A 22,486-nucleotide genomic window follows, 5' to 3' on the forward strand; every position below is an offset into this window, starting at 1 on the left:
CGGTGCCATCTCCGCTTGTCGCAATTATTGTGATGACAATTATTGCGGTTACATTCCATGTGGATGTGCGCACGGTTGGAGATATGGGCAATATCTCTAGTTCATTGCCTCATTTTTTAATACCTGATGTTCCGTTTACCTTCGAAACGCTCAAGATTATTTTTCCTTATTCCATTGCTTTGGCGTTTGTCGGTTTGCTTGAATCTTTGCTGACAGCACAGATTATTGATGAAATGACGGATACGGACAGTGATAAAAATAAAGAGAGCCGCGGGCAGGGAATCGCGAATATCGTCACTGGATTTTTTGGCGGTATGGCGGGCTGCGCTATGATCGGACAATCTGTTATTAATACAAAAGCAGGCGGCCGCGGACGGTTATCAGCCTTTGTTGCCGGTGCTTTTCTTATGTTTTTAATTGCCGTTTTGAGTCATGTTGTTGTAAACATTCCGATGGCTGCGTTAGTGGCTGTTATGGTTATGGTATCTGTCGGCACATTTGATTGGTCTTCTTTAAAAGGCTTGAAAAAAGCGCCGATTACAGATTCAATTGTAATGGTTGTGACGGTGATTACGGTTGTCGTGACGGATGACTTATCGAAAGGCGTATTTGTCGGTGTTCTGTTAAGTGCCGTATTCTTCGTAGCCAAAATCTCGAAGCTGAAAATCGTTTCTCGTGCAGAAGATCAAAAGCTGAGAACGTATCAAGTGAAGGGACAGATCTTTTTTGCGTCAGTAACTGATCTTACGAATGCGTTTATCTATCAAGAGGATATCGAGCGAGTTGTCATTGACTTGACCGATGCTCATGTATGGGATGATTCAGGAGCGGCTGCGCTTGATAAAATTGTTGCGAAGTTTAAAGAGCAAGGAATTGAAGCTGAATTAAAGGGGCTGAATAATGCAAGTAAAGCCCTTATGAAACAGATGGCATAAAAGTATGAAAGTCCAGATTGATGAGATCTGGGCTTTTTTATATAACATATGGTTGAACTGCATTGATATAATAGAGAGAAAGAAATTTTTAATAGGGGACTTGTATATGATGCTTCAGAAGCTGAACCGTGTATTGGGGAAAGTCATGCCGCTTTTGACACCCACTAGCGTTGTGCTTGGCGTGCTGCTGTCTCAGTTTTTAAATGGATATGAAAGCGCAGTGCCTTGGATATTTGCTTTTATTACGTTTGCGGGCAGCTTGAGCGCGAACTTTCAGTCTTTAAGACACGCCTTGGCGCATCCTCTTCCTATGATTCTTGCATTATTTGTTCTTCATATTTTTATGCCGCTTTTCGCCTGGGGCAGCGGACATCTCATATTTCAAGGTGATCCATTAACGATCACGGGTTTGACATTAGCTGTTGTTATCCCTACAGGAATTACGAGCTTGATTTGGGCTGCAATGTACAAAGGAAATGTTGGTTTGACGCTTTCTATCATATTGATTGATACCGTGCTGTCGCCGTTAATCGTTCCGCTGAGTCTTTCTGTGCTGGCCGGTGCCCAGGTTCACATGGATATCTGGGGAATGATGAAGGGTCTGATTGTGATGGTAGTGATTCCTTCATTCCTGGGCATGCTGTTTAATCAGATGTCATCTCCAGAAAGAACCGCGGCGTTGAGCAGTACGCTGTCTCCCTTTTCAAAGCTGTGCCTGATGGCCGTGATTGCGATTAACAGCTCTGCGATAGCTCCTTATTTCAAAGCGATTGATTTAAGATTTTTAGGGATTGCTGTCACTGTTTTTTGTATCGCGTTAACCGGGTATGCTGCGGCGTGGCTTATCGGAAAAATGATGAAAAGGCGGCAGGAGGAAATTGTCTCTCTTATTTTTACGGGAGGCATGAGGAATATCAGTGCCGGCGCTGTTCTTGCCGTCACTTTCTTTCCGTCTCAGGTGGCTGTTCCGGTTGTGATTGGCATGCTGTTTCAGCAAATCCTGGCTGCCTTGTTCGGCTATATGCTGAACCGTTTCGAATTAAAACCTGTCTTGCAGAAGGTATGAAAAAACCGCTCATATGTTGGAGCGGTTTTTTCCGTATAGCCATTCCAGCGCATTGATAAATTGTTTGCAGAAATGCTTGCGGTGGTGCACCGCACCTTTTTCAATGACGAGGCACAGCTGATCTTGAGTGAATCCTTTTTCTTTTAGGCTCTCGTGCACGTTTTTTGTTTTTTGCAGCATCGTCTGCTGAATCGATTGTTTTCCGGCGCCTTCTTCACTGCCGACAGACATAAAAATACGCGTTGAACCCGGTCTTACAGAGGAAGTATAGATCGTTTCTGCTGCGTTCTCGTACCAGTATGAGCTTGAGAGAGATCCTATTTTTCCAAATAATGATGAATGTCTCAGAAAGGCGAACATTGAGATGAGGCCGCCTAATGAGGCGCCGATCATACCTCTGGATTGTGCCCTTCTGGAGACATTCCAATTTTCTTCCACAAACGGAATGAGCCGGTTTGTTATTTCAGAAAGATAGTCAGCCCCCTTACCGCCGAAGTCTGGAAACTGATCACTGAGTGATGCGGCGGGCCAAGGAGTGTACTCGTCGAGCCGGTTTTTAGGCTCTATGCCGATCAGCACAAGCTCAGGCACGCTGTTTTGATGAAACCTGTTTTCTATCAGTTCTAGTTGATCTTGAAACAAAGAACCGCCATCCTGTACGTAAACAGAAGGAAATGCGCTGCTGTCCGTACTGTAGGAAGGAGGAAGATACAGCTTAAACATCCTGTCGCCCGCCTTATGCTCTGATAAAGATCCGTTCAAACATTCTCCCCCTTTTTTTGCTTGAAAAGCAGGTATAAGAAATACGGAACACCGAGTATCGCCAAAATAATGCCGGCTGGCACTTCTGCGGGCTGGAAAAATAGTTTCCCGGCAAAATCAGCGCTCAATACAAGCAGCATGCCGATCAAACCGCTCAAAGGCAAAATATAGCGGTGTTCGACACCGGCCAATCTCCGGGAAATATGAGGCGCGATTAAGCCGACAAATGCCATGCTTCCCGCCACAGAGACACAGGCGCTAATGATGGCGACACAAGCGACGAGCAGAATGGTTTTTTCTTTATTTGACGAAATGCCAAGACTTCTGACCGTGTCTTCGTCAAAGCGGATGGTATCGAGCAAACGAGATTTGGCCAGAAGAATAGGAATAAACAGCAGCATCCACGGAAGAACGGCTGTGATATATGTCCAGTTCGCAGACCAGATGCTGCCGTTTTTCCATACCATGGCCATTTCATAATCTTGCGGGTCCATTTTTAATGATAGAAACAAAGACAAAGCGCTGAAGCCTGAATTAATCGCGATTCCTACAAGAATAATTCTGCCTGAATCTAAATTGCCTCTGTTCCAAGCGAATATGTAAATCATGACTGCAGCAGCCAGTCCGCCGATCAGGCCGAAAAACGGCATTCCCATTGCCGCGACAATCGAAGTTACTTCTTTCTGGCCTTGGAACAACAGCATAAACGCCACAATACCTGCCCCTGCTCCGGCATTGATTCCCAATATTCCCGGGTCTGCAAGGCCGTTTCGTGTGATGGCCTGAATGACAGCTCCTGCTATGCCAAGTCCAAGTCCGATAATGGCTGCCATGACAATCCGCGGCAGTCTTAAGTCAAACAGCAAAACTTCATACTGCGGATTGGGATTGATCTGAAAAAGAGTGGAGAGCAGCTCTGTCGGACGAACAGAAAATGATCCGCTGGTCATGCTGAAATAGCTGACGAGGAGAATCAATACGATTAACACTGCATATTTTTTAGCCATTTTGCTCTCCTCCTTTTCGTTTGATCAAATAAAGGAAGAAAGGAACGCCGATAATAGAAGTCACAACCTCAATCGGTGTTTCAAATGGATAATTGATAAATCTGCTGGCGAGATCGCACAGCGTTAAAAAGACGCCGCCCAAGATGCAGGAACAAGGGATCAGTCTGTTATAATCTGAGCCGACGAGAAATCTTGTGATATGCGGAACGACTAAACCGACAAACGCAATTTTTCCGGCAAGCGCTACAGCACTTCCGGTTAAAATGATGACAGAGATCATTGCCATGATTTTGATCGTTTTTTTCTTTTGGCCCAAACTCTTAGAAATATCGTCGCCTAGTGATACAGCGGTCACCTTTTTGCTGAGAGAAACAGCTATGACGATACCCGCCAGGAAAAACGGAACGGCAAGCTTTAGAAAGTCGGGGCTCATTTGATGAAGTCTGGCGCTGTACCAGAAACTCAGATCCTGTGAAATTTGAAAATAGATCGATATGGCAGCCGCTAAACTATTAAGCAGCATGCTTGTGACTGTGCCAATGATGGCTAGCTGTACGGGCGTAAACCCGTTAGGCAGCATTGTTGCCAGGCCGAATACCAATGCAGCCCCAAATGCGGAGCCGATAAAAGAGTAAATGATCATTTCGAGCGAAGTTGATTGCGGGAGCAGAACCATACAAAGCGTGATGATAAACGCGGAACCATCTGAAACACCCATAATTGAGGGCGATGCCAAATAATTGCGTGTGATGCCTTGCATGAGCGCTCCAGATACAGCAAGGGCTGCCCCAATGAGCAGAGCACCGGCAGCCCTTGGAATCCGGGAATGCCATATGATTTGATGGTCTGTGTTTCCCGGATCAAAATGAAAAAGTGATGCAAAGACAATATCAGCATTAAGCTGCTTTGCGCCATAGAGGACGGAAAGCAGCAATGATAATGCAATAGCAAATGGAGAAGTAATCAAAATGATACGTGTCCACTGTTTTGAATACATACAAAAACCTACTCTAATTTAGTCTTGTGTTAATTTTTCAGATGCCGCTTTCAGGAAGCGGACTTTGCTCCAAGCCGTACCGCCTTGTGCAAGAGGATCAACTGAATTGACGTATACATGATCTTCTTTGACTGCTGTGAGGCTTTTCCAGATTGGATTTTTCTCTAAATCTTTTAATGCATCAGGTTTATCCGCATTTTCATCATCAGAAAATTGGACGAAAATGTGGTCAGGGTTCATTTCACTGAGTTTTTCTAATGAAATCAGCTCTTGCGCTTTTGCGGCTTTGACTTCATTCGGCGCTTTAAGGCCTAAGTCGCCATAAAGAGTTGAGTTGAAGTACACTTGTTCAGGATAAATGTAAATATTTCCTTGTCTGATTCTGATGACAAGCGTTTTTGAATCTTTTGCTTGTTTACTGATTTTTGTTTTCGTTTCTTTTAGATCCTGTTCATAGTCTGCAATGATTTTTTTCGCTTTTTTCTCTTTTCCAGTCAGCTGGGCAAGCAGCATCATATTTTCCTTCCAGTTTGATGAGATGTGTGAAACCGGAATGGTAGTGCCAGCCGTGCTTATTTTTTGCAGGGTTTTTTCAGGGAACTTTGTAGATGCCAGGATCACATCTGGCTGCATCTCAAGAATTTTTTCAATGTTTGGTTCCATTTTTTCCCCTGTAGGTGTTGCTTTATCGGTGATGTCCTTGAACATTTCAGGGAATTTTCCGGAGAATGAGATTGCACCCTGCGGATGAACGTCCAGCAGTTTAGCGTCTTCCATGGATTCAACGCTTCCCGTAATGGCAATTTTATCTGTCGGTACGTTTACTTCGTACGTTTTATCCAAATACTCGATTTTCTTTTTCTCGGACTTTGTGCCGTTCGCTTTGCTCGCAGAGGATTCTTCCTTGCTGCCGCAAGCTGCCGCCGTGAGTGCGAGAAGCAAGATTAATAAGGTAAGAGATAGCTTTTTCATCTATAGTGCCTCCTGTTCAATTGATAACTATTATCAATTGGAATTATAGAGAATGAACAGACATAACACCATGGACAAATTCCGTATTTATCATGGACTATCACCGGATAGCATAGAAATGGTTTGCTGAACAATCCGCTCGTGCCCGCAAGCCGAGTACTCATTCCATGGGTCTGAAGAGAGGTGATACACACGTCCATTCCGTACTGCGCTTAGGTTTTGCCATATTTCCGACTGTTTTAATTGCTGATAATAAGCAATGGTTTCCGGCTCTTTAAAAAGAAAGAGCATGATACAGTCAGCTTGGCAATTTGTGATGTCTTCTAATGAAATCGCTTGTTCTGAAGGCGTGTCAGCCGGTTTGAATCCTAAATCTTCAATGAAAACCTCGCGGACGCTGCGATTATGCGCCATATAAAAGCGCTGCTTATGCAGGCGAAGAAAGAGATAACGAAACTCTTGAGCGTGCAGCAATGTCATTTTAGCGGCAGAAATTTGCTTGTCATAGGCTGCGAGCCACTTTTCAGCCTCCGATTCTTCCTTTAAAAACGAGGCGGTGTGCAGAAAGTGAGCTCTCCAGTTTTCTTCTGCAGGAAGGTAACATACTTCTGCAATGCTGTTCAGACGCTTTTGTTCTTCTAAAGAAACAGAATCCATGCTGAAAATGATATCGGGTTCAGCTTGGGACAACGTCTGCAGGTTTTCCTCCCATTTTTCATTAAACCGGTATGCGCTGAGCTGAACTGGAATATCTGCTGAATAATGCTGATAATAGTAAGCCGTCCATTTTGGATGTAGTGCGGCTGCAAATGGGATGTGATGGAGAGGAATGAGCTGCCCCATTGTTCCCTTTCCATAGGCGGCTAGTTTTTGCCTGCGTTTTTTCATATAGCTTGTAGGTGAAGAGCCTGTGTGCTTTTTAAAGATTCTGCTGAAATAAAATTCATCTTGATAGCCGGTTTGATGAGCGATTTCTTTCAGTTTACAGTTGGATCTTGCCATAAGCCGCTTTGCTCGGGTGATCCGAGTTTTTGTAATGAATTCTGTTACGCTCTGGCCAGTCCATTTTTTAAAGGTTTCGCTGTAATGCTTGGCGCTGATTCCTGCCATTTTTGAGAGCTGGGCAAGTGTAATTTTTGTATCGGCATGAGTTTCAATGTAATGTTTTGTTTTTTCAATCGCAGATTGTGTATCGTTTTGATCGGATACATGAGCTGTGAATAGATCATAAATCAGGCTCTGAACCTCTATCACACATTTTAATTGAGAAAGCTGAGCTGCTTCTGTCCATATTTCAGCAAGTTCTTGAAGCCGGGCTGAAAGGTTTTCGATATGTGAAACATTCACAAGGTTTAGACTGGATAAATCAGTTTCAGTGCATGGTTTTAAGAGATCTTGCCGGGCTTCCGCTGTATAGCAGTGAAGTCTGATCAGACACATATCTATATTTCTCTCTTCTGCAGGTGTAATGCCGAATGTCTCATGAGGCGGACAAACATACAGTGTCTTTTTTTGGAGAGGAGCGGTTCTCGTTCCGATAGAAATATGTCCATCTCCTTTTAAATGAAAGATCAGCACGAATGAGTCGGCCAATTGCTGTTCTGAGAAGAGATCACTCGTTTTCTTCATATATTCAATTTGTACCGGATGATAAATCATAGAGTTTTGCAAGGAGAAGACCACCTTTTCAGAAACGCTCGCTTAAATGATAATCATTTTCAATAAGATTGTACCAAATAAATGAAAGTTTTCCTATATAAAGCGTGTTGTTTTTGGATTTAAAAAACCCTTGCCGCAATGTGCGGGCAAGGGAAAATGATCATGCTTTTGTTGGGTAAGAAAATGTTACACGTGTAACATACCATTCTTAAGTCTTAATAAAGGAGATATTGTTTTCTGGTTTTATTGAATTGCTTTAGCTGTTTTTGATAGGTGTCAATGATTTCATCAATTGAAGCACCGTTCTCGATTTTTGTTCTGACCCAGCCGTTGCCTGCCAATTTATCAAATGAGCCAGACGCTAGGAACTGAAAATCATCAGGATAGAGGTCATGTATCATTTTAATAAGCGACAGTCCTGTTTTCACCGCTTCAAATTTTTCTCTGTCCGTAATATAGAGTTGCACCCCGTGGCAAAGTGTTCCTTGATGTTTAGAGAACGTTGGAGTGAAGGAGGAAGCTCTGAACGTAACGCCAGGCAGATCAAGACTGTTCATTTTTTCTGCAAGCTCTGTGCTTTTGATAAAGGGAGCCCCGATCAACTCGAATGGCTTAGTCGTTCCCCGTCCTTCAGATACATTCGTTCCTTCAATTAACCCTGTTGCAGGGTACACAAATGTGCTCTCTGCGGTTGGCATATTTGGTGAAGGGAGGACGAATGGCAGTCTGGTTTCGTCAAAATCCATAGAGCGTTTCCAGTGCTTCATTTTTACGACTGACACATCAGCATTAATATTAAATTCCTTGTTGAATAGTAAAGCCAATTCTCCAATGGTCATCCCGTGCTTTAACGGAATGGGATAGAGTCCGACAAAGGATGCGTACTCGGGCTCCAGCACTGGTCCTTCAACCTTTTTTCCGCCTTGGGGATTCGGGCGGTCCAGCACGATAAAAGGAATTCCGTTTTCTTTAGCGGCTTCCATTGCATAAGCCATTGTATAAATGTACGTATAGTAACGAGTCCCGACGTCCTGGATGTCAAATAGAAGAACATCGACATTTTTCAGCATATCAGGAGTGGGTTTTTTCGTTTTTCCGTAAAGGCTGTATACGGGAACCCCGGTTTTTTCGTCAATGTAAGAGCCTACTTCATCTCCTGCCTGAGCGTCGCCGCGAACGCCATGCTCAGGCCCGAATAAAGCTGTCAGCTGTATATCGGGGTCTTCGTAAAGAATATCTACACTGCTTTTAAGGGATGCACTCACACCTGTTGGATTTGTAATCAGCCCAACTCTTTTTCCCTTTAGCTGCTTTTTGTGTTGTGACAAGAGGATATCAATACCGGTCTGGACTTTAGGTTTTTTTGCTGTTTGTTTTTCTGAATCAGGCGAAGCTGAGGCAGCCGTCATTGTTCCGAACATCATAAGTCCTGCGAGAAGAACCCATACCGTTTTCTTCATATGCTCCTCCTTATTAAAGCGGTTTTCCCGTTTTGATGTTTACTCCATAGCCAAATGGATAAAGGATGTCTCCCGGTTTTGTGACGGATGGAATGTCGACTGGCAGCGTGCCCTTTGGCTTTGATTGTCCGAAGATTGCTTTAACGCCGGCCGGAATATTCGGCTGAAGATAACGCCCGTTTGCATACCCTTTAAAACCATAGACGGCAATCAAAGCTCTTGCTTCTTCGAAATTGGCGGCATCATATGGATTGCGCAGACTCATTAAGACAAACTGCTTTTTGTGCTGCAGTGCGGCATTCATGACAGCTCTCGGAAAAGCGGTGGCCCATTTGCTTGAATCTGTTACCGTGTCGTCGATGACACCGTCGTTGACGACAGGGTCATTTTTTACAACGTAAGAGCCTGTAATAATATAATCAGCTTCTTTTACTTGTTTTTCATGCTCAGCATTAAATACCTTTTCTGCAAAGTTCATTTTGTTAAGAGAAACAGATTTGATTTTTTTCCGCTGCATTAAATCGTGAATGGTTTTTTCAATGGATGCTGTTTGTTCCTCGTAAGGTGCGGCAATTAAGATTCGGGTGCCTTTTTTGGGTTTGAACGGCAAGGTATGCTGATCATTTTTTAATACTGTCACTGCCTTTTCAGCGATTTTTTGCTCTGTCTTTGTATGGTGTTTGCTTCCCACTGTTTTGAGCGCTTTCTTCACCTTTTTATCTATGCTGCTGTCATGATGAGCGGGGTAAATACCGCGCTTTATTTTCAGGGAAATGATTCTTTCCACCGATTTGTTGATTTGCTGTAAGGGAATGTCTCCATTTTTAACAGCTTCTTTTAAGGAGTCAATTACGCTTGCCAATTTTTGTTCATCTTTCAACGATGTAACTGAGGCAGGCATTAGCGCGATATCAACACCGGCCTTTATGGCCATGACGACCGCCTCTTCCTGACCGAAATGATCTGCTATGGCTTTCATATTGAGAGCATCAGTGACGATTACACCGCCAAATCCCATTTCCTCCCGAAGCAGCCCGGTCATTACTTTCTTTGAAAGTGTAGCGGGAACCATAATATCTGATCCATCAAACTTGCTTTTATATGTGGTGTCGTCAAAGGCTGGGAATTGAACATGAGCTGTCATCACCATATCTGCTCCGGCATCAATCGCTTTTTGAAAAGGATAGAGTTCAACCTCACGAAGCCGTTCCTGGTTATGAGAAACGAGCGGCAGTCCATAATGGCTGTCAACGTCAGTGTCTCCATGTCCCGGGAAATGTTTAAGAGCAGAGGCGATATTTTGCCGTTGCAAACCTTTCATAGAATATAAACCGAGTCGTGCTGTCAGTTCACGATCAGAACTGAATGATCTCACACCGATCACGGGATTATCAGGGTTATTATTAATGTCCAAGACTGGGCTGAAATCTGTATTGATGCCTAAGACAGAAAGCTCTTTTCCAATCATGCTGCCGGTCTGATATGCATTGATTCTGCTTCTTGTTGCGCCAAGCGCCATATTGCCTGGGAAATTAGTGCCCTCCCCTAATCTCGTCACGATCCCGCCTTCTTGATCAATGCTGAGTAAGAGCGGAATCTTAGGGCTGGCCTTTTGATATGCGTCTGTCAGCCGTACCGTTTGTTCAGTTGTTTTTACATTTTCTGCAAATAGTATGACGCCGCCGAATTGATATTTCTTGATGAGGCCAGCGACTTCCTCATTCATTTTTGTGAAGGCTTGCGGAGAAGACTCACCTTCTTTTTTCCAATTTCTGAAATCCGGCATCAGCATCTGGCCAAGTTTTTCATCTAACGTCATACGATCAACGATCTGTTTGGCATCATCTGAGCTGCGGGGTTTTGCTTCAGCTGTCTGACTGACGCCGAGAAAACATGAAAGAAAAAGGACGGTGGAAAGGATAAGCGAAATGACAGGTTTCATAACAACTTCCTCCTATCGTCAATTATTTCATTGCTTCATAAATCGCGGTGATGACGCTTCCGTAACTGCCTGTTGAAAATTGGTCACCCTCAAACACGTTCGGATTTTCCGCTGGATCAGAGACGGGTGAATGCTTTTTATTTGTTAACAAAGCGATGCCTAAATTGTATGCCGGATCAATGATGGTAACCGTTCCTGTCCAGCCAGTATGTCCGTACGCATTTTCGCTTGCATAAGGGCCAAACATCCATTCCATGCTTTTACTGCCGTTTCGCCGCCATCCAAGGCCAAACGTCGGATCTGTTGCTGATGGCGCCGTAAATAGGTCAGCTGTTTTCTGATCGAATAATGAAACGTTTCGGTACGTTCCTTTGTTTAACATGACTTGAAGCAGAATCGCCATATCATCAGCGTTTGAAAACAGTCCGGCGTGGCCTGAAACGCCTTCCATCGAATAGAATGCTTTTTCGTCATGTACTTCTCCTTGCAGCGTGTCTGTGCGGATATGAGGGAAATGGATAACGCCGTCTCGTGTATTGCCCATACGTTCAGTGGCTGCGAACTGTTTTGCTTTAAAGCCCTTTTGCAGCGGATTGTACAACGTATGTTTCAGCTTCAGCGGTTTGTAGAGCTCTTGTTCCGTATAGACATCAAGCGGTTTGCCGGTGAGTTTTTCGACAATACAGCCGAGAAGCATGTATCCAATGTCACTGTATACGTGTTTTGTTCCTGTTTCATAATCCAGCGGGATTTTCATCAAGTATTCAATGGTTTTCTCCCGCTCCTGAGAATAATACATTCCGGCTTTTTCCGGGCTGTAAAAGTAGAAGCTGGATGGAAGCCCTGATTGGTGCTGCAGGACATCAATGACACGAATGTTATCTTTCCCTTTGAAGCGATCTGTAGGCTGATCCTTGAAATCAGGCAAATAAGCAGATACCTTTTCATAAACGTCGAGTTTGCCTTGGCTTACTAAGCGCTGTAAAGCAAAATTGGCCGCATACATTTTTGTATTTGATGCCAAGTCAAACATCGTGCGGGTTTTCATTTTTGCCGGACGGCGCAACAGTTCAGCCCCGTCATATTTTTTACTGTAGCCGTATGCTTCTTTTTTGATCATACGGCCGTCCTTCACGACGACCAGAACGGCGCCGGGGAATCCTGCTGCAATGTCCCGTTCAATCATCTGATCAACCTTCCTTAGTTTCTTCGACGAAAACTGTGCAGTTTCTGGATTTATTGTTTTCGGCTCAACCTGGTTGTCTGCTTGATGAAGGGCGGTTTGTGCGAAGGCTTCGTTCGGCGTCAGAATGGACACGGTTAAAATAGCGCTGAGTAATGCTAATGTCTTCGTTCTCACAAGCTTGCTCCTTTCCGTGTTTCTATGCCGTTACTATTCCTAAAACGTCATCATTTAATCGAACTGGGCAGCCATTTCATCTTTATATCCGAAAGCGTAGGTCAATAAAAAGCCGGCAGCATAGGAAATAAAGAGACCAATGATATATAAGATGATTTGTGAAGGCAGAACCAGAAAAGAGAGCGGCAATCCGGAGACACCAAGCGCAACTGTGGCAACCTGAAAATAAGCTTGAAAAGCTCCGCCGATCCCCGCCCCTAAGCATGCTGTCAAAAACGGACGGCCAAGCGGCAGCGTGACACCGAATATGAGCGGTTCACCGATGCCGAGCAGTCCTGAAGGAAGACCTCCTGTGATCGCTTTTCTCAGCGTTTTTTTCTTTGTTTTAACGAAGATGGCGAAGGCTGCGCCCACTTGACCCGCGCCTCCCATGGCAAGGATAGGGAGAAGCGGGTCATCACCGATCGAATTGATGAGTTCCATGTGCACCGGCGTCAGGCCTTGATGTAACCCGGTGACAACGAGAGGGAGGAAGGTCGCGCCCAGAATAAAGCCTGCAGCGATTCCGCCGATGTCTAAGATGGCCAGAAGACCGGATGTGATGACATCTGAAATGAACCCGCCTAAAGGCATGAAAACGACGTACGTCAATATTCCAGTGATCAAAAGTGAAACTGTTGGAGTTACGATAATATCGAGTGATTGAGGAATAAAGCGGCGGACGAATTGTTCTGTGTAAGCAATGAATATAGCTGCGAATAGAACGCCGATGAGCCCTCCCCTGCCGGGAAGAAGCTGTTCTCCGAATAAGCTGATCTTTGCGATTTCCGGGTTAATGATCAGAATCCCTGCCAGAGCGCCGAGAGCGGGCGTCCCGCCAAATTCTTTTGACGCGTTAATGCCGACGAGAATGCCGAGATAAGTGAACAGGCCTGATCCGATGACTGTGAGGACAATAGCCGTTTGTGATTCTGCAGAGAGCCAGCCGGCTTGGATTATCGCTTTGGTAATCCCGGTAATTAAGCCTGAAGCGACGAGTGCGGGAATGAGAGGTATGAAGATGCTGGCTATTTTACGTAAAAAAAGCTTAAATGGAGTGGCGTTCTTACGATTGATATCGGATTTCTTTTTGGCGGCGGCCTCTTTTAGATTAAAATCTTTTTCTGATGATACCAACTTCGAAAAAGCGGCGGTGACATGATTAACGACACCAGTGCCGAGGATAATCTGCAGGGTTTCAGCTTCGACGACTCCAAGGACGCCATCAAGTTCTCTTAACGCCTTACTATCCGTTTTACTGACATCGTAAGGCGTAATGCGCAAGCGGGTCATGCAATGCGTATAGGAAGAAATATTGGATTTCCCCCCGCATAGCTCAAGGATTTTTTCCGCCAGAGTATTGTAGTGTTTTTCTTTGCTCATACAAACCCCTCCCTTTCAAGATGCCTTATGTCTTTCTCATAGATTTGATTGCTTCTCGCGTTTTATCAATGTAGCCGACCGTTTCTTCATACTGCTCGGCCGCCATGCTTAAAAACAAAACATCAATTATAAAAAGCTGGGCGAGACGGGAGGAAGTGGCTGCGCTTCGAATCAGGGCCTCGTTGGAATGGGCTGTATATAATGAAACGTCGGATAATGCAGAGACGGAGGTTTGGCTGAATTGCGTGAGGCTGATGATTGTGACGCCTTTTTCCTTTGCCATCGAAAGCAGCTCGATGATTTCCTGTGTCTCACCTGAAAATGAAATGGCAAATACAATGTCTTTCTTATCTGCATTTGCGATTAAAGATGCCACAAGATGAGTGTCCGTGAAAGCAGTCGCCTGTTTATGAATTCGAAGCCATTTTTGCTGGGCATCCTTGGCGACAATTCCCGAGGCGCCCAGACCGAAAAAATGTACAGTGTTCGCTTGAAGCAGCAGAGAAACAGCGCGCTCAAGCTCTTGAAAATCCATGAGATCTGAGGTGTCTTGAATTGCTTGAATGGCATTGCCGGCTGCTTTTTCAGAGATGGAAGGCAGCGATTCATGAGGAGCGATGTCCCGGTAGCCTTGAACAGCAGGTTTTGCCAGATCGCCCGCTACCCTCATTTTTAAATCCTGAAATCCCTTTAGTCCCAGTGACTTGCAGAGCCTGATGACGGCAGCGTCACTTGAATTAGCTAAGGCGCTGATTTCGCTGACTGTGCTTTCTATCGCTTTGTGGGGATGGGCTAATATGTAGTCCGCAAGCTTACGCTCTGATTGTGGCAGCTTGTGTTTCATTGATTGAATGATAGCTAAACCGCCTGTCGCCATTACTGTCTCTCCTTATCATGAATGGTAGTTTTCAATTGCTTTGTCTATAAAACCGTTCGCTTCATCAAGCAATGTCTTCGCTTTATTTTGATCTGTGCTGGTTTTGAGCATAACAATTGCTGTTTTGACATGATGATTCGCTTGTTCAAGTGTGTATTGCGCTTTCTCATAAGAAACGTCTGTGAGGCTTTGAATGATGCTGATGGCGCGTTCTTTTAGTTTTTTGTTGCTGACATTGACATCCACCATCAAGTTTTCGTAGACCTTGCCGATTTTGACCATTACAGCGGTGGATATCATGTTTAGAATCATTTTATGAGCGGTTGCGGCTTTCATACGTGTCGAGCCTGTAATGACTTCTGGCCCGACGACGACCTCAATGCTGTGATCAGCGTGTTTGCTGATGGCAGATTGACTGTTACAGGTAAGGGAGACGGTGTTTGCTCCGATTGTGCGGGCGTATTTCAGCGCACCCGCTGCATAAGGCGTACGGCCGCTTGCTGCAATCGCGATCACTGTATCGGCTGAGGTAAGATGGATGGCTCGTAAATCCTCGGCGCCTGCTTCTTCATGATCTTCAATCCCCTCTGCCGCCTGCAAAAATGCGTTGGGACCGCCGGCCATTAACCCGATTACCTGATCAGGAGTGACGCTGTAGGTCGGAGGACATTCAACTGCGTCCATCACACCGAGTCGGCCGCTAGTGCCTGCACCTGCGTAAATGAGCCGTCCGCCATTTTGAAAGGATTCATATGCGCATTCGACGGCTGCTTTGATATCGGGAAGGACACGCTGAACGGCGGCAGCGACTTTGATATCTTCATTGTTAATCATTTTTAAGATATCAAGGGTATTAGCTTTGTGTATTTCCGATGTTTGGCTATTGCGTGATTCAGTTGTAAGGCTGTGAAGATTCAATTGTTCTGACATGAGGATGCCCCCTGTGTAAAAATAAATATATCTCAATATTCAGTATATTCATTTCTGTTATGATATTTCAACTATCATTTTTAACTTTTGAAACTTTATTTCAAAAGAGGCTATAAGAAATAATGAAGTATCAGCTGTTCGCCAAGCGGCCCGATTTTTCGGCGTCCTTTATCAAGAAATCCGGTTTTCATATAAAGCTGCTTTGCACGGGTGTTCAGGTGGTTGACGGCTAAAATGATTTCATCGCACCATGGGAAATACCCGTTAACAAAAGAGGGGAGCTGAAGCATGGCTTTTTTCGCATAGCCTTGTCCGTGGTGGGCAGAGTTTAATGATAAGGAACTGAGCAATAAAGCAAATGGATTGTTGGAATAGGGAGCAATGGTTTCTTTTGACGTATGCAGAATGAAAAAGCCTATTGGCAGATCACCTTTTAAGATAACAACAGGATAGCGCTCCTGTATGCTTAGAGCCTGAGTCAGCACCTCTTTAGGGAGAGCCGTAAAGCGTTTGTCATCATTGTGTAAAGTAAATGCGTAAAGCTCCGGCAAATGCTCAGGTTTATAGAAGGATAAAGAGATATCTTGCGTCATGATGAGCCTCCTTATAATATGTCGTCTAACTGGTTTTCAGAAATTACACGGTACCCCGCTTGTTTTAATAGCGCGGCGGTTACTCCGTTTCCAGCGATTTTTTTGCCTGAAAATGAGCCATTATAGATGAAATTGCTCCCGCATGATGGGCTGTCTTCTTTCAATATGACGGCAGAGGCGTTGATTTCTTTTGCATAGGCCAATGTTTGGGCCGCGCCCTTCAAATATAAATCTGTTACATCTTCTCCTGAAGACGTTATGATTTTCGCGGTTCCATTAAGAACATCCTCACCAGTGCCTCCGATGATTTCTGCTGGTTCCCGGGGAGTGGAGAACCCGCCGAGAAGCTCAGGGCAAGCCATCACTGCTTGTTTTTCTTCAATCAGTTTTCGAATTTTCTTTGATGCGGCATGCGAACCGTTGTATCTGCATTCAATGCCGCCGAGGCAAGAGCTGACTAGTATCATATTGGTTTCTCCTCTCTTGATTCGATCTATATCTATCTTAAAATAAATGATAAATGGTAGGAGGCTTTTTCAGTTAAAAAAGGGGTTAAAAAGTTTGAAAATAAAAAATTTAAATTTCCTCTTTACAAAAGGGGGGGAACCTGTATATAATAACTTTTGTCAGCTCGACGAGAACACAAACGGCCCGTTGGTCAAGCGGTTAAGACACCGCCCTTTCACGGCGGTAACACGGGTTCGAATCCCGTACGGGTCACCATTTGGAGGATTAGCTCAGCTGGGAGAGCATCTGCCTTACAAGCAGAGGGTCGGCGGTTCGAGCCCGTCATCCTCCACCATCTTGCCGGTGTAGCTCAATTGGTAGAGCAACTGACTTGTAATCAGTAGGTTGGGGGTTCAAGTCCTCTTGCCGGCACTGTTTTTCTTGAAAATATGGAGGGGTAGCGAAGTGGCTAAACGCGGCGGACTGTAAATCCGCTCCCTCAGGGTTCGGCAGTTCGAATCTGCCCCCCTCCACCATCATTGGGCTATAGCCAAGCGGTAAGGCAACGGACTTTGACTCCGTCATGCGTTGGTTCGAATCCAGCTAGCCCAGTCACAGACACCTTTGATCAAAAGGTGTCTTTTTTCTTTTTGAAAAATCATTCCAACTTCTAACTGTTCAGTCTGTATAATAATTTTAAAAATATGTTAAGGTAGTTTATTCACAAATTGCCATCTACACCCTGCCAAAAATTTGTTAAACTTATTTTATAAAAAAATTGAAACCTTTAGAAACGAAGCTCGTATACATACAGACCGGTGAAGGCAGAGGTTAGATAAATATGGAAATGATGATTAAAAAGAGAATTAAGCAAGTCAAAAAAGGCGATCAAAATGCATTTGCGGACATCGTAGATATTTACAAGGATAAAATTTATCAGCTTTGCTACCGTATGCTTGGCAATGTGCATGAGGCGGAGGATATCGCACAAGAGGCTTTCATCAGAGCGTACGTCAATATCGACAGTTTTGATATCAACCGGAAATTTTCAACTTGGCTTTATCGAATTGCGACCAACTTGACCATTGACCGCATTCGCAAAAAGAAGCCGGATTATTACCTCGATGCAGAAGTGGCGGGTACAGAAGGCTTGACGATGTATTCCCAAATCGCCGCAGATGGAGTTTTGCCTGAAGATGCAGTCGTATCGCTGGAGCTTTCACACACAATTCAGCAGAAAATATTAAAGCTTCCTGACAAATACAGAACTGTCATTGTATTAAAGTATATTGATGAACTCTCATTAATTGAAATCGGCGAGATTCTGAACATTCCTGTGGGGACTGTAAAAACGCGGATTCACAGAGGCAGAGAGGCTCTTAGAAAACAATTAAGGGATCTTTAAGTGGGGTGATGAAATGAGCTGTCCTGAACAAATTGTGCAGCTTATGCATATGCATCTTGATGGAGATATCCTTCCGAAAGATGAACAAGTATTAAAAGAACATCTGGAGGCATGCGAGGATTGCAGAAAGCATTTTTATGAGATGGAAAAATCCATTGCGCTCGTCCGGAGCACATCGCATGTCGAAGCCCCCGCCGATTTTACCGCTAACGTCATGGCAAAATTGCCTAAGGAGAAGAAAAGAGCTTCTGTGAAAAGATGGTTCAGATCACATCCGGTTATCGCGGCTGCTGCGGTATTCATCATTTTGATGGGCGGAGGATTGTTAAACAGCTGGCACAATGACCACAACTTCAGCGTGTCGAAGCAGCCGAATCTGGTCGTGCAAAACAATACTGTGATCGTGCCTGAAGGTGAGACGGTCAAAGGTGATGTCACCGTCAAAAACGGCAAGCTGATTATTAAAGGGAAAATAGACGGGGATGTCACCGTTGTAAACGGAGAAAAGTATATGGCCTCTGCTGGACAAGTCACCGGTCAAATTGAGGAGATTAATCAATTATTCGACTGGACATGGTATAAAATGAAGTCTGCGGGGAAAAGTGTATTCAATGCATTAGACCCGAACGGAGAAGAGTAAAGCGTGTGGTGCGCTTTACTCTTTTTTAGGTTCTCAAACGGCTGGCATATTTCACTTGCCAAAACGAAATGTGGTATAATGGGCTCGCTATGTAAAGTACATATGCGTAACACATTAAACTTCAAAATACGAAATGACTGAATTCTTGGAGGACGAGGAAATGGCTTTTGAGGATATCCCTTTTTTGCAGTACCTCGGCAATGCCGTTGATATTCTCCTTGTTTGGTATGTGATATATAAACTGATTATGGTGATACGCGGCACGAAGGCGGTTCAGCTCTTAAAAGGAATCGTTGTGATCGTGCTTGTCCGTATGGCCAGTCAATATTTGGGCCTCGGCACGCTTCAGTGGCTGATGGACCAAGCGATAACATGGGGATTTTTAGCAATTATTATTATCTTTCAGCCTGAGCTGAGAAGAGCGCTTGAACAGCTTGGACGGGGCCGTTTCTTCTCGAGGAGCGGCACGCCGGTTGAGGAAGCGCAGCAGAAAACAATTGATGCTATAACGAAAGCAATCAATTATATGGCGAAACGCCGGATCGGCGCCCTTTTAACCATTGAGCGGGATACGGGTATGGGGGATTATATTGAAACGGGCATTCCTTTGAATGCAAAGGTCAGCTCTGAGCTCTTGATCAATATTTTTATCCCGAATACACCGCTTCATGACGGAGCGGTCATTATGAAAAATAATGAAATTGCCGCTGCCGCCTGTTATTTGCCGCTTTCTGAAAGCCCGTTCATTTCAAAAGAACTGGGCACGCGGCACAGAGCGGCTGTCGGAATCAGTGAAGTTACAGACAGTTTGACGATTATCGTGTCTGAAGAGACCGGCGGCGTCAGTGTGGCGAGGAATGGCGACCTTCACAGAGAGCTGACGGAAGAAGCGCTGAAAGAAATGCTTGAAGCAGAGTTTAAGAAGAACACCAGAGAGACTTCTTCTAACCGTTGGTATTGGAGGGGCAAGAAAAATGGATAAATTCTTAAACAACCGCTGGGCTGTGAAAGTCATTGCGCTGCTTTTCGCGCTCTTGCTTTATGTAGCGGTTAACAGCAACCAAGCACCAACTCCGAAAAAACCAGGTGAATCATTTTTTCCGACATCTACAACTGATGAGGCAACACTGACTGATATACCGGTTAAAGCATATTACGATGATGAAAATTATGTCGTGACGGGCGTTCCGCAAACGGTGAATGTCACGATAAAAGGTCCGACAAGCGCCGTGAAGAAGGCGAGACAGACAAAGAATTTTGAGATATACGCGGATATGGAGAAGCTGAAAACCGGCACACATAAGGTCGAGCTTAAGGCCAAAAACGTGTCGGATGGGCTGACGATATCCATTAATCCGTCCGTGACGACCGTCACCATTCAAGAACGCACGACAGAAAGCTTTCCTGTTGAAGTGGAGTATTACAACAAAAGCAAAATGAAAAAAGGCTATTCTCCGGAGCAGCCGATTGTCAGTCCTAAAAATGTACAGATTACAGGTTCTAAAGACGTGATTGATAATATTTCTCTTGTGAAAGCTTCGGTAAACCTGGAAAATGCAGATGAAACGATTGAAAAGGAAGCGAAAGTGACTGTCTATGATAAAGACGGAAACGCGCTTCCTGTCGATGTGGAGCCCTCGGTCATCAAAATTACCGTTCCGGTGACAAGTCCGAGTAAAAAAGTGCCCTTTAAAATTGAGCGGACAGGAAGCCTTCCTGACGGTGTCAGCATAGCGAATATCGAATCAAGTCCCAGTGAGGTGACTGTTTACGGCTCGCAGGATGTCTTGGATTCTCTTGAATTTATAGACGGTGTCAGCTTAGATTTAAGCAAAATCAAAAAGGATTCTGATATCGAGGCAGATATTCCGCTTCCTGACGGCGTCAAAAAAATCTCGCCGTCAAAGGTGACGTTGCATATAGAAGTAGATAGTGAAGCGGATCAGACGTTTGAGAATGTCCCTATTAAGACTGTAGGGCTGAGCAGCTCACAGAACATTGAATTTCTGGATCCGGAATCACAAACGATAGATGTTACGGCCAAAGGCTCTCCCGGCAACATAAAAAAACTGCAGAAATCAGACATAGAATTGTATGTGAACGTATCTGATTTAGATGACGGAGAGCATAGTGTGAAGCTTGAAGTAAACGGGCCTCAAAATGTAACCTGGTCCTTGGGGCAGAAAAACGCAAAAATCAAGCTTACGTCTAAAAAAACGAATACGACAACAAAAGATAACAGCAATACGACGTCAGGGAACCAGGATGACACTGATGACAAGACGAATGACAAAGAGAATAATCAGCGAGAAGATACAACGAACAGTGATAAAAACAATGATGATCAAAATCAAGACGAAAACCAAGATCAAAATCAGGATCAGGATGAAGATGAATCAAATACAGGTTCACAATCTTCATCAGAATAAAAAAGGAGCGATTATAAAATGGGCAAGTATTTTGGAACAGATGGTGTAAGAGGTGTTGCCAACAGCGAGCTTACGCCTGAGCTGGCCTTTAAAGTCGGACGTTTCGGCGGGTATGTGCTGACAAAAGACAAACAACGTCCAAAAGTGCTGATAGGCCGCGATACACGCATCTCCGGCCATATGCTGGAGGGAGCCCTTGTCGCCGGACTTTTATCAATTGGCGCAGAAGTCATGCGTCTGGGAGTCATTTCTACACCTGGTGTTTCCTATTTAACAAAAGCGATGGATGCAGAGGCGGGCGTCATGATTTCTGCTTCTCATAACCCAGTGCAGGATAACGGAATCAAGTTCTTTGGAGGAGACGGATTTAAGCTTTCTGATGAACAGGAGGCTGAAATTGAGCGTCTGATGGATGAACCGGAGGATAAGCTGCCAAGACCGGTTGGAGCTGACCTGGGACTTGTAAACGACTATTTTGAAGGCGGCCAAAAGTACCTGCAATTCTTAAAACAGACTGCCGACGAAGATTTTACAGGCATTCATGTTGCGCTTGATTGCGCACACGGAGCGACGTCATCGCTTGCGACACACTTGTTTGCCGATTTAGACGCAGACGTGTCGACAATGGGAACTTCTCCGAACGGATTAAACATCAATGACGGAGTCGGATCTACTCATCCTGAAGCGCTTAGTGCGTTTGTAAAAGAGAAAAATGCTGATATCGGCCTTGCGTTCGATGGTGACGGCGACCGCCTGATCGCAGTCGACGAAAAAGGAAATATCGTTGACGGCGACCAAATTATGTACATATGCTCAAAATACCTGAAATCAGAGGGCCGCTTAAAGGATGATACGGTTGTTTCCACAGTCATGAGCAACCTCGGTTTCTATAAAGCGCTTGAAAAAGAAGGGATAAAGAGCGTGCAGACGGCTGTCGGCGACCGCTATGTAGTAGAGGCGATGAAAAAAGACGGCTACAATGTCGGCGGAGAACAGTCCGGCCACTTAATTTTCCTTGATTACAACACAACAGGTGACGGATTATTATCCGCTATTATGCTGATGAATACATTAAAAGCGACAGGCAAGCCGCTGTCAGAGCTTGCGGCTGAAATGCAGAAGTTTCCGCAGCTTTTAGTCAATGTGAGAGTAACTGATAAATATAAAGTCGAAGAAAACGAAAAAGTAAAAGCCGTTATTTCTGAGGTTGAAAAAGAAATGAACGGCGACGGCCGGATTTTAGTGCGCCCATCTGGCACCGAACCGCTCGTTCGTGTGATGGCTGAGGCGAAGACGAAAGAACTGTGTGATGAATATGTTAATCGCATTGTTGAAGTCGTCCGGTCAGAAATGGGATTAGAGTAACGAAATCTATAAACAGAGAGCGAACAAGACAAGTGCGACTCACATATAATAATTGTGAGACAGGCGGCAAAGTTGTTTAAAAACAATTGACCATTCTTGGCACATGCTGTAAAATCAAGCTTGTCTTGTTCTTGTTTTCTAGAGGCAGGAAAGACGGGATTTTGTTTCACTTATAATTATAGCGCCCGAACTAAGCGCCCGAAAAAAGGCTTAGTTGA

At 44.6% G+C, this 22,486-nt stretch carries 20 protein-coding genes and 5 tRNA genes (1 of these 25 running past the window's edge); 12 read left to right on the forward strand and 13 right to left on the reverse strand.

The features are described 5' to 3' along the window. Together P3L57_RS01025 and P3L57_RS01030 are read left to right on the forward strand one after the other, a co-directional pair. On the forward strand, positions 1 to 935 hold the 3' portion of the coding sequence (locus tag P3L57_RS01025) for a SulP family inorganic anion transporter (RefSeq protein ID WP_069487416.1). Its footprint begins 499 nt before the window's first position; the window shows 935 of its 1,434 coding nt (coding positions 500-1,434); its start codon lies off the left edge, out of view; its stop codon occupies positions 933 to 935. Positions 936 to 1,080: 145 nt separating this feature from the next. Further along, positions 1,081 to 2,001: a bile acid:sodium symporter family protein gene (locus P3L57_RS01030; RefSeq protein ID WP_082687797.1), complete on the forward strand. Its 921-nt coding sequence runs from the start codon at positions 1,081 to 1,083 to the stop codon at positions 1,999 to 2,001. A gap of 9 nt (positions 2,002 to 2,010) precedes the next feature. On the opposite strand, the gene P3L57_RS01035 is transcribed toward P3L57_RS01030, so the two are convergent. The 13 genes from P3L57_RS01035 to P3L57_RS01095 all read right to left on the reverse strand — a co-directional run bounded on the left by P3L57_RS01035 (position 2,011) and on the right by P3L57_RS01095 (position 16,449). Then, positions 2,011 to 2,763, reverse strand: a complete 753-nt coding sequence (locus P3L57_RS01035; protein WP_069487417.1) for an alpha/beta hydrolase — start codon at positions 2,761 to 2,763, stop codon at positions 2,011 to 2,013. After that, a complete protein-coding gene (feuC, locus tag P3L57_RS01040; protein WP_044162186.1) occupies positions 2,760 to 3,770 on the reverse strand; it encodes an iron ABC transporter permease FeuC in 1,011 nt (336 codons plus the stop codon). The genes P3L57_RS01035 and feuC overlap by 4 nt, the downstream gene beginning before the upstream one ends. Beyond that, a complete protein-coding gene (locus P3L57_RS01045) occupies positions 3,763 to 4,767 on the reverse strand; it encodes a FecCD family ABC transporter permease (protein WP_044162184.1) in 1,005 nt (334 codons plus the stop codon). Before P3L57_RS01045 ends, feuC begins: the two co-directional genes overlap by 8 nt. Positions 4,768 to 4,785: 18 nt before the next feature. Further along, entirely contained in the window at positions 4,786 to 5,739 is a 954-nt protein-coding gene (gene feuA, locus P3L57_RS01050) for an iron ABC transporter substrate-binding protein FeuA (RefSeq protein ID WP_059334369.1), read from the reverse strand. A 90-nt stretch (positions 5,740 to 5,829) separates the two neighbouring features. Beyond that, complete coding sequence (gene btr, locus P3L57_RS01055) at positions 5,830 to 7,410, reverse strand: bacillibactin transport transcriptional regulator Btr (protein ID WP_069487418.1); 1,581 nt, start codon at positions 7,408 to 7,410, stop codon at positions 5,830 to 5,832. A 203-nt stretch (positions 7,411 to 7,613) separates the two neighbouring features. Then, positions 7,614 to 8,858 (reverse strand): exo-beta-N-acetylmuramidase NamZ family protein, encoded by a 1,245-nt coding sequence (locus tag P3L57_RS01060; RefSeq protein ID WP_069487419.1) that lies wholly within the window; start codon positions 8,856 to 8,858, stop codon positions 7,614 to 7,616. Positions 8,859 to 8,871: 13 nt separating this feature from the next. Continuing rightward, positions 8,872 to 10,800 carry a glycoside hydrolase family 3 protein gene (locus tag P3L57_RS01065; protein ID WP_059353002.1) on the reverse strand — a complete coding sequence of 643 codons (1,929 nt, stop codon included), beginning with the start codon at positions 10,798 to 10,800 and terminating at the stop codon, positions 8,872 to 8,874. A 22-nt stretch (positions 10,801 to 10,822) separates the two neighbouring features. Beyond that, the gene (gene pbp4b / locus P3L57_RS01070) at positions 10,823 to 12,160 is read right to left on the reverse strand and encodes a penicillin binding protein PBP4B (RefSeq protein WP_059292087.1); all 1,338 of its coding nucleotides are present in this window, start codon (positions 12,158 to 12,160) and stop codon (positions 10,823 to 10,825) included. Positions 12,161 to 12,214: 54 nt separating this feature from the next. Continuing rightward, positions 12,215 to 13,582 (reverse strand): PTS transporter subunit EIIC, encoded by a 1,368-nt coding sequence (locus tag P3L57_RS01075; protein WP_059353003.1) that lies wholly within the window; start codon positions 13,580 to 13,582, stop codon positions 12,215 to 12,217. Positions 13,583 to 13,607: 25 nt separating this feature from the next. Further along, a complete protein-coding gene (locus P3L57_RS01080; protein WP_059334375.1) occupies positions 13,608 to 14,459 on the reverse strand; it encodes a MurR/RpiR family transcriptional regulator in 852 nt (283 codons plus the stop codon). 15 nt (positions 14,460 to 14,474) lie between these two features. After that, entirely contained in the window at positions 14,475 to 15,389 is a 915-nt protein-coding gene (gene murQ / locus P3L57_RS01085) for an N-acetylmuramic acid 6-phosphate etherase (protein ID WP_059353004.1), read from the reverse strand. Positions 15,390 to 15,499: 110 nt separating this feature from the next. Then, positions 15,500 to 15,982, reverse strand: coding sequence for a GNAT family N-acetyltransferase (locus tag P3L57_RS01090; RefSeq protein ID WP_044162166.1), 483 nt, complete (start codon positions 15,980 to 15,982; stop codon positions 15,500 to 15,502). Between the two features lie 11 nt (positions 15,983 to 15,993). Next, a complete protein-coding gene (locus P3L57_RS01095) occupies positions 15,994 to 16,449 on the reverse strand; it encodes a 2-thiouracil desulfurase family protein (RefSeq protein ID WP_059353006.1) in 456 nt (151 codons plus the stop codon). A 181-nt stretch (positions 16,450 to 16,630) separates the two neighbouring features. On the opposite strand from P3L57_RS01095, the gene P3L57_RS01100 reads away from it, so the two are divergent. The 10 genes from P3L57_RS01100 (at position 16,631) to glmM (ending at position 22,268) form a co-directional block, all read left to right on the forward strand. Beyond that, positions 16,631 to 16,705, forward strand: a tRNA-Glu gene (locus tag P3L57_RS01100). Positions 16,706 to 16,708: 3 nt separating this feature from the next. Next, positions 16,709 to 16,784 (forward strand) — tRNA-Val (locus P3L57_RS01105). Between the two features lie 4 nt (positions 16,785 to 16,788). Then, a tRNA-Thr gene (locus tag P3L57_RS01110) sits at positions 16,789 to 16,861 on the forward strand. A 19-nt stretch (positions 16,862 to 16,880) separates the two neighbouring features. After that, positions 16,881 to 16,965 (forward strand) — tRNA-Tyr (locus tag P3L57_RS01115). Positions 16,966 to 16,969: 4 nt separating this feature from the next. Continuing rightward, positions 16,970 to 17,041: transfer RNA gene (locus P3L57_RS01120), tRNA-Gln, on the forward strand. 229 nt (positions 17,042 to 17,270) lie between these two features. Further along, a complete protein-coding gene (gene sigW / locus P3L57_RS01125; protein ID WP_010332813.1) occupies positions 17,271 to 17,834 on the forward strand; it encodes an RNA polymerase sigma factor SigW in 564 nt (187 codons plus the stop codon). A 13-nt stretch (positions 17,835 to 17,847) separates the two neighbouring features. Beyond that, the gene (gene rsiW / locus P3L57_RS01130) at positions 17,848 to 18,474 is read left to right on the forward strand and encodes an anti-sigma-W factor RsiW (protein WP_044162162.1); all 627 of its coding nucleotides are present in this window, start codon (positions 17,848 to 17,850) and stop codon (positions 18,472 to 18,474) included. 160 nt (positions 18,475 to 18,634) lie between these two features. Then, positions 18,635 to 19,456 carry a diadenylate cyclase CdaA gene (cdaA, locus tag P3L57_RS01135; protein ID WP_044162160.1) on the forward strand — a complete coding sequence of 274 codons (822 nt, stop codon included), beginning with the start codon at positions 18,635 to 18,637 and terminating at the stop codon, positions 19,454 to 19,456. Next, positions 19,449 to 20,903, forward strand: coding sequence for a CdaA regulatory protein CdaR (locus P3L57_RS01140; RefSeq protein ID WP_044162158.1), 1,455 nt, complete (start codon positions 19,449 to 19,451; stop codon positions 20,901 to 20,903). The genes cdaA and P3L57_RS01140 overlap by 8 nt, the downstream gene beginning before the upstream one ends. An 18-nt stretch (positions 20,904 to 20,921) precedes the next feature. Continuing rightward, entirely contained in the window at positions 20,922 to 22,268 is a 1,347-nt protein-coding gene (glmM, locus tag P3L57_RS01145) for a phosphoglucosamine mutase (protein ID WP_044162156.1), read from the forward strand. The last annotated feature ends 218 nt before the right edge of the window (positions 22,269 to 22,486 follow it).

The organism is Bacillus sp. B28 (assembly GCF_029536185.1).
Taxonomy (GTDB): Bacteria; Bacillota; Bacilli; order Bacillales; family Bacillaceae; genus Bacillus; species Bacillus halotolerans.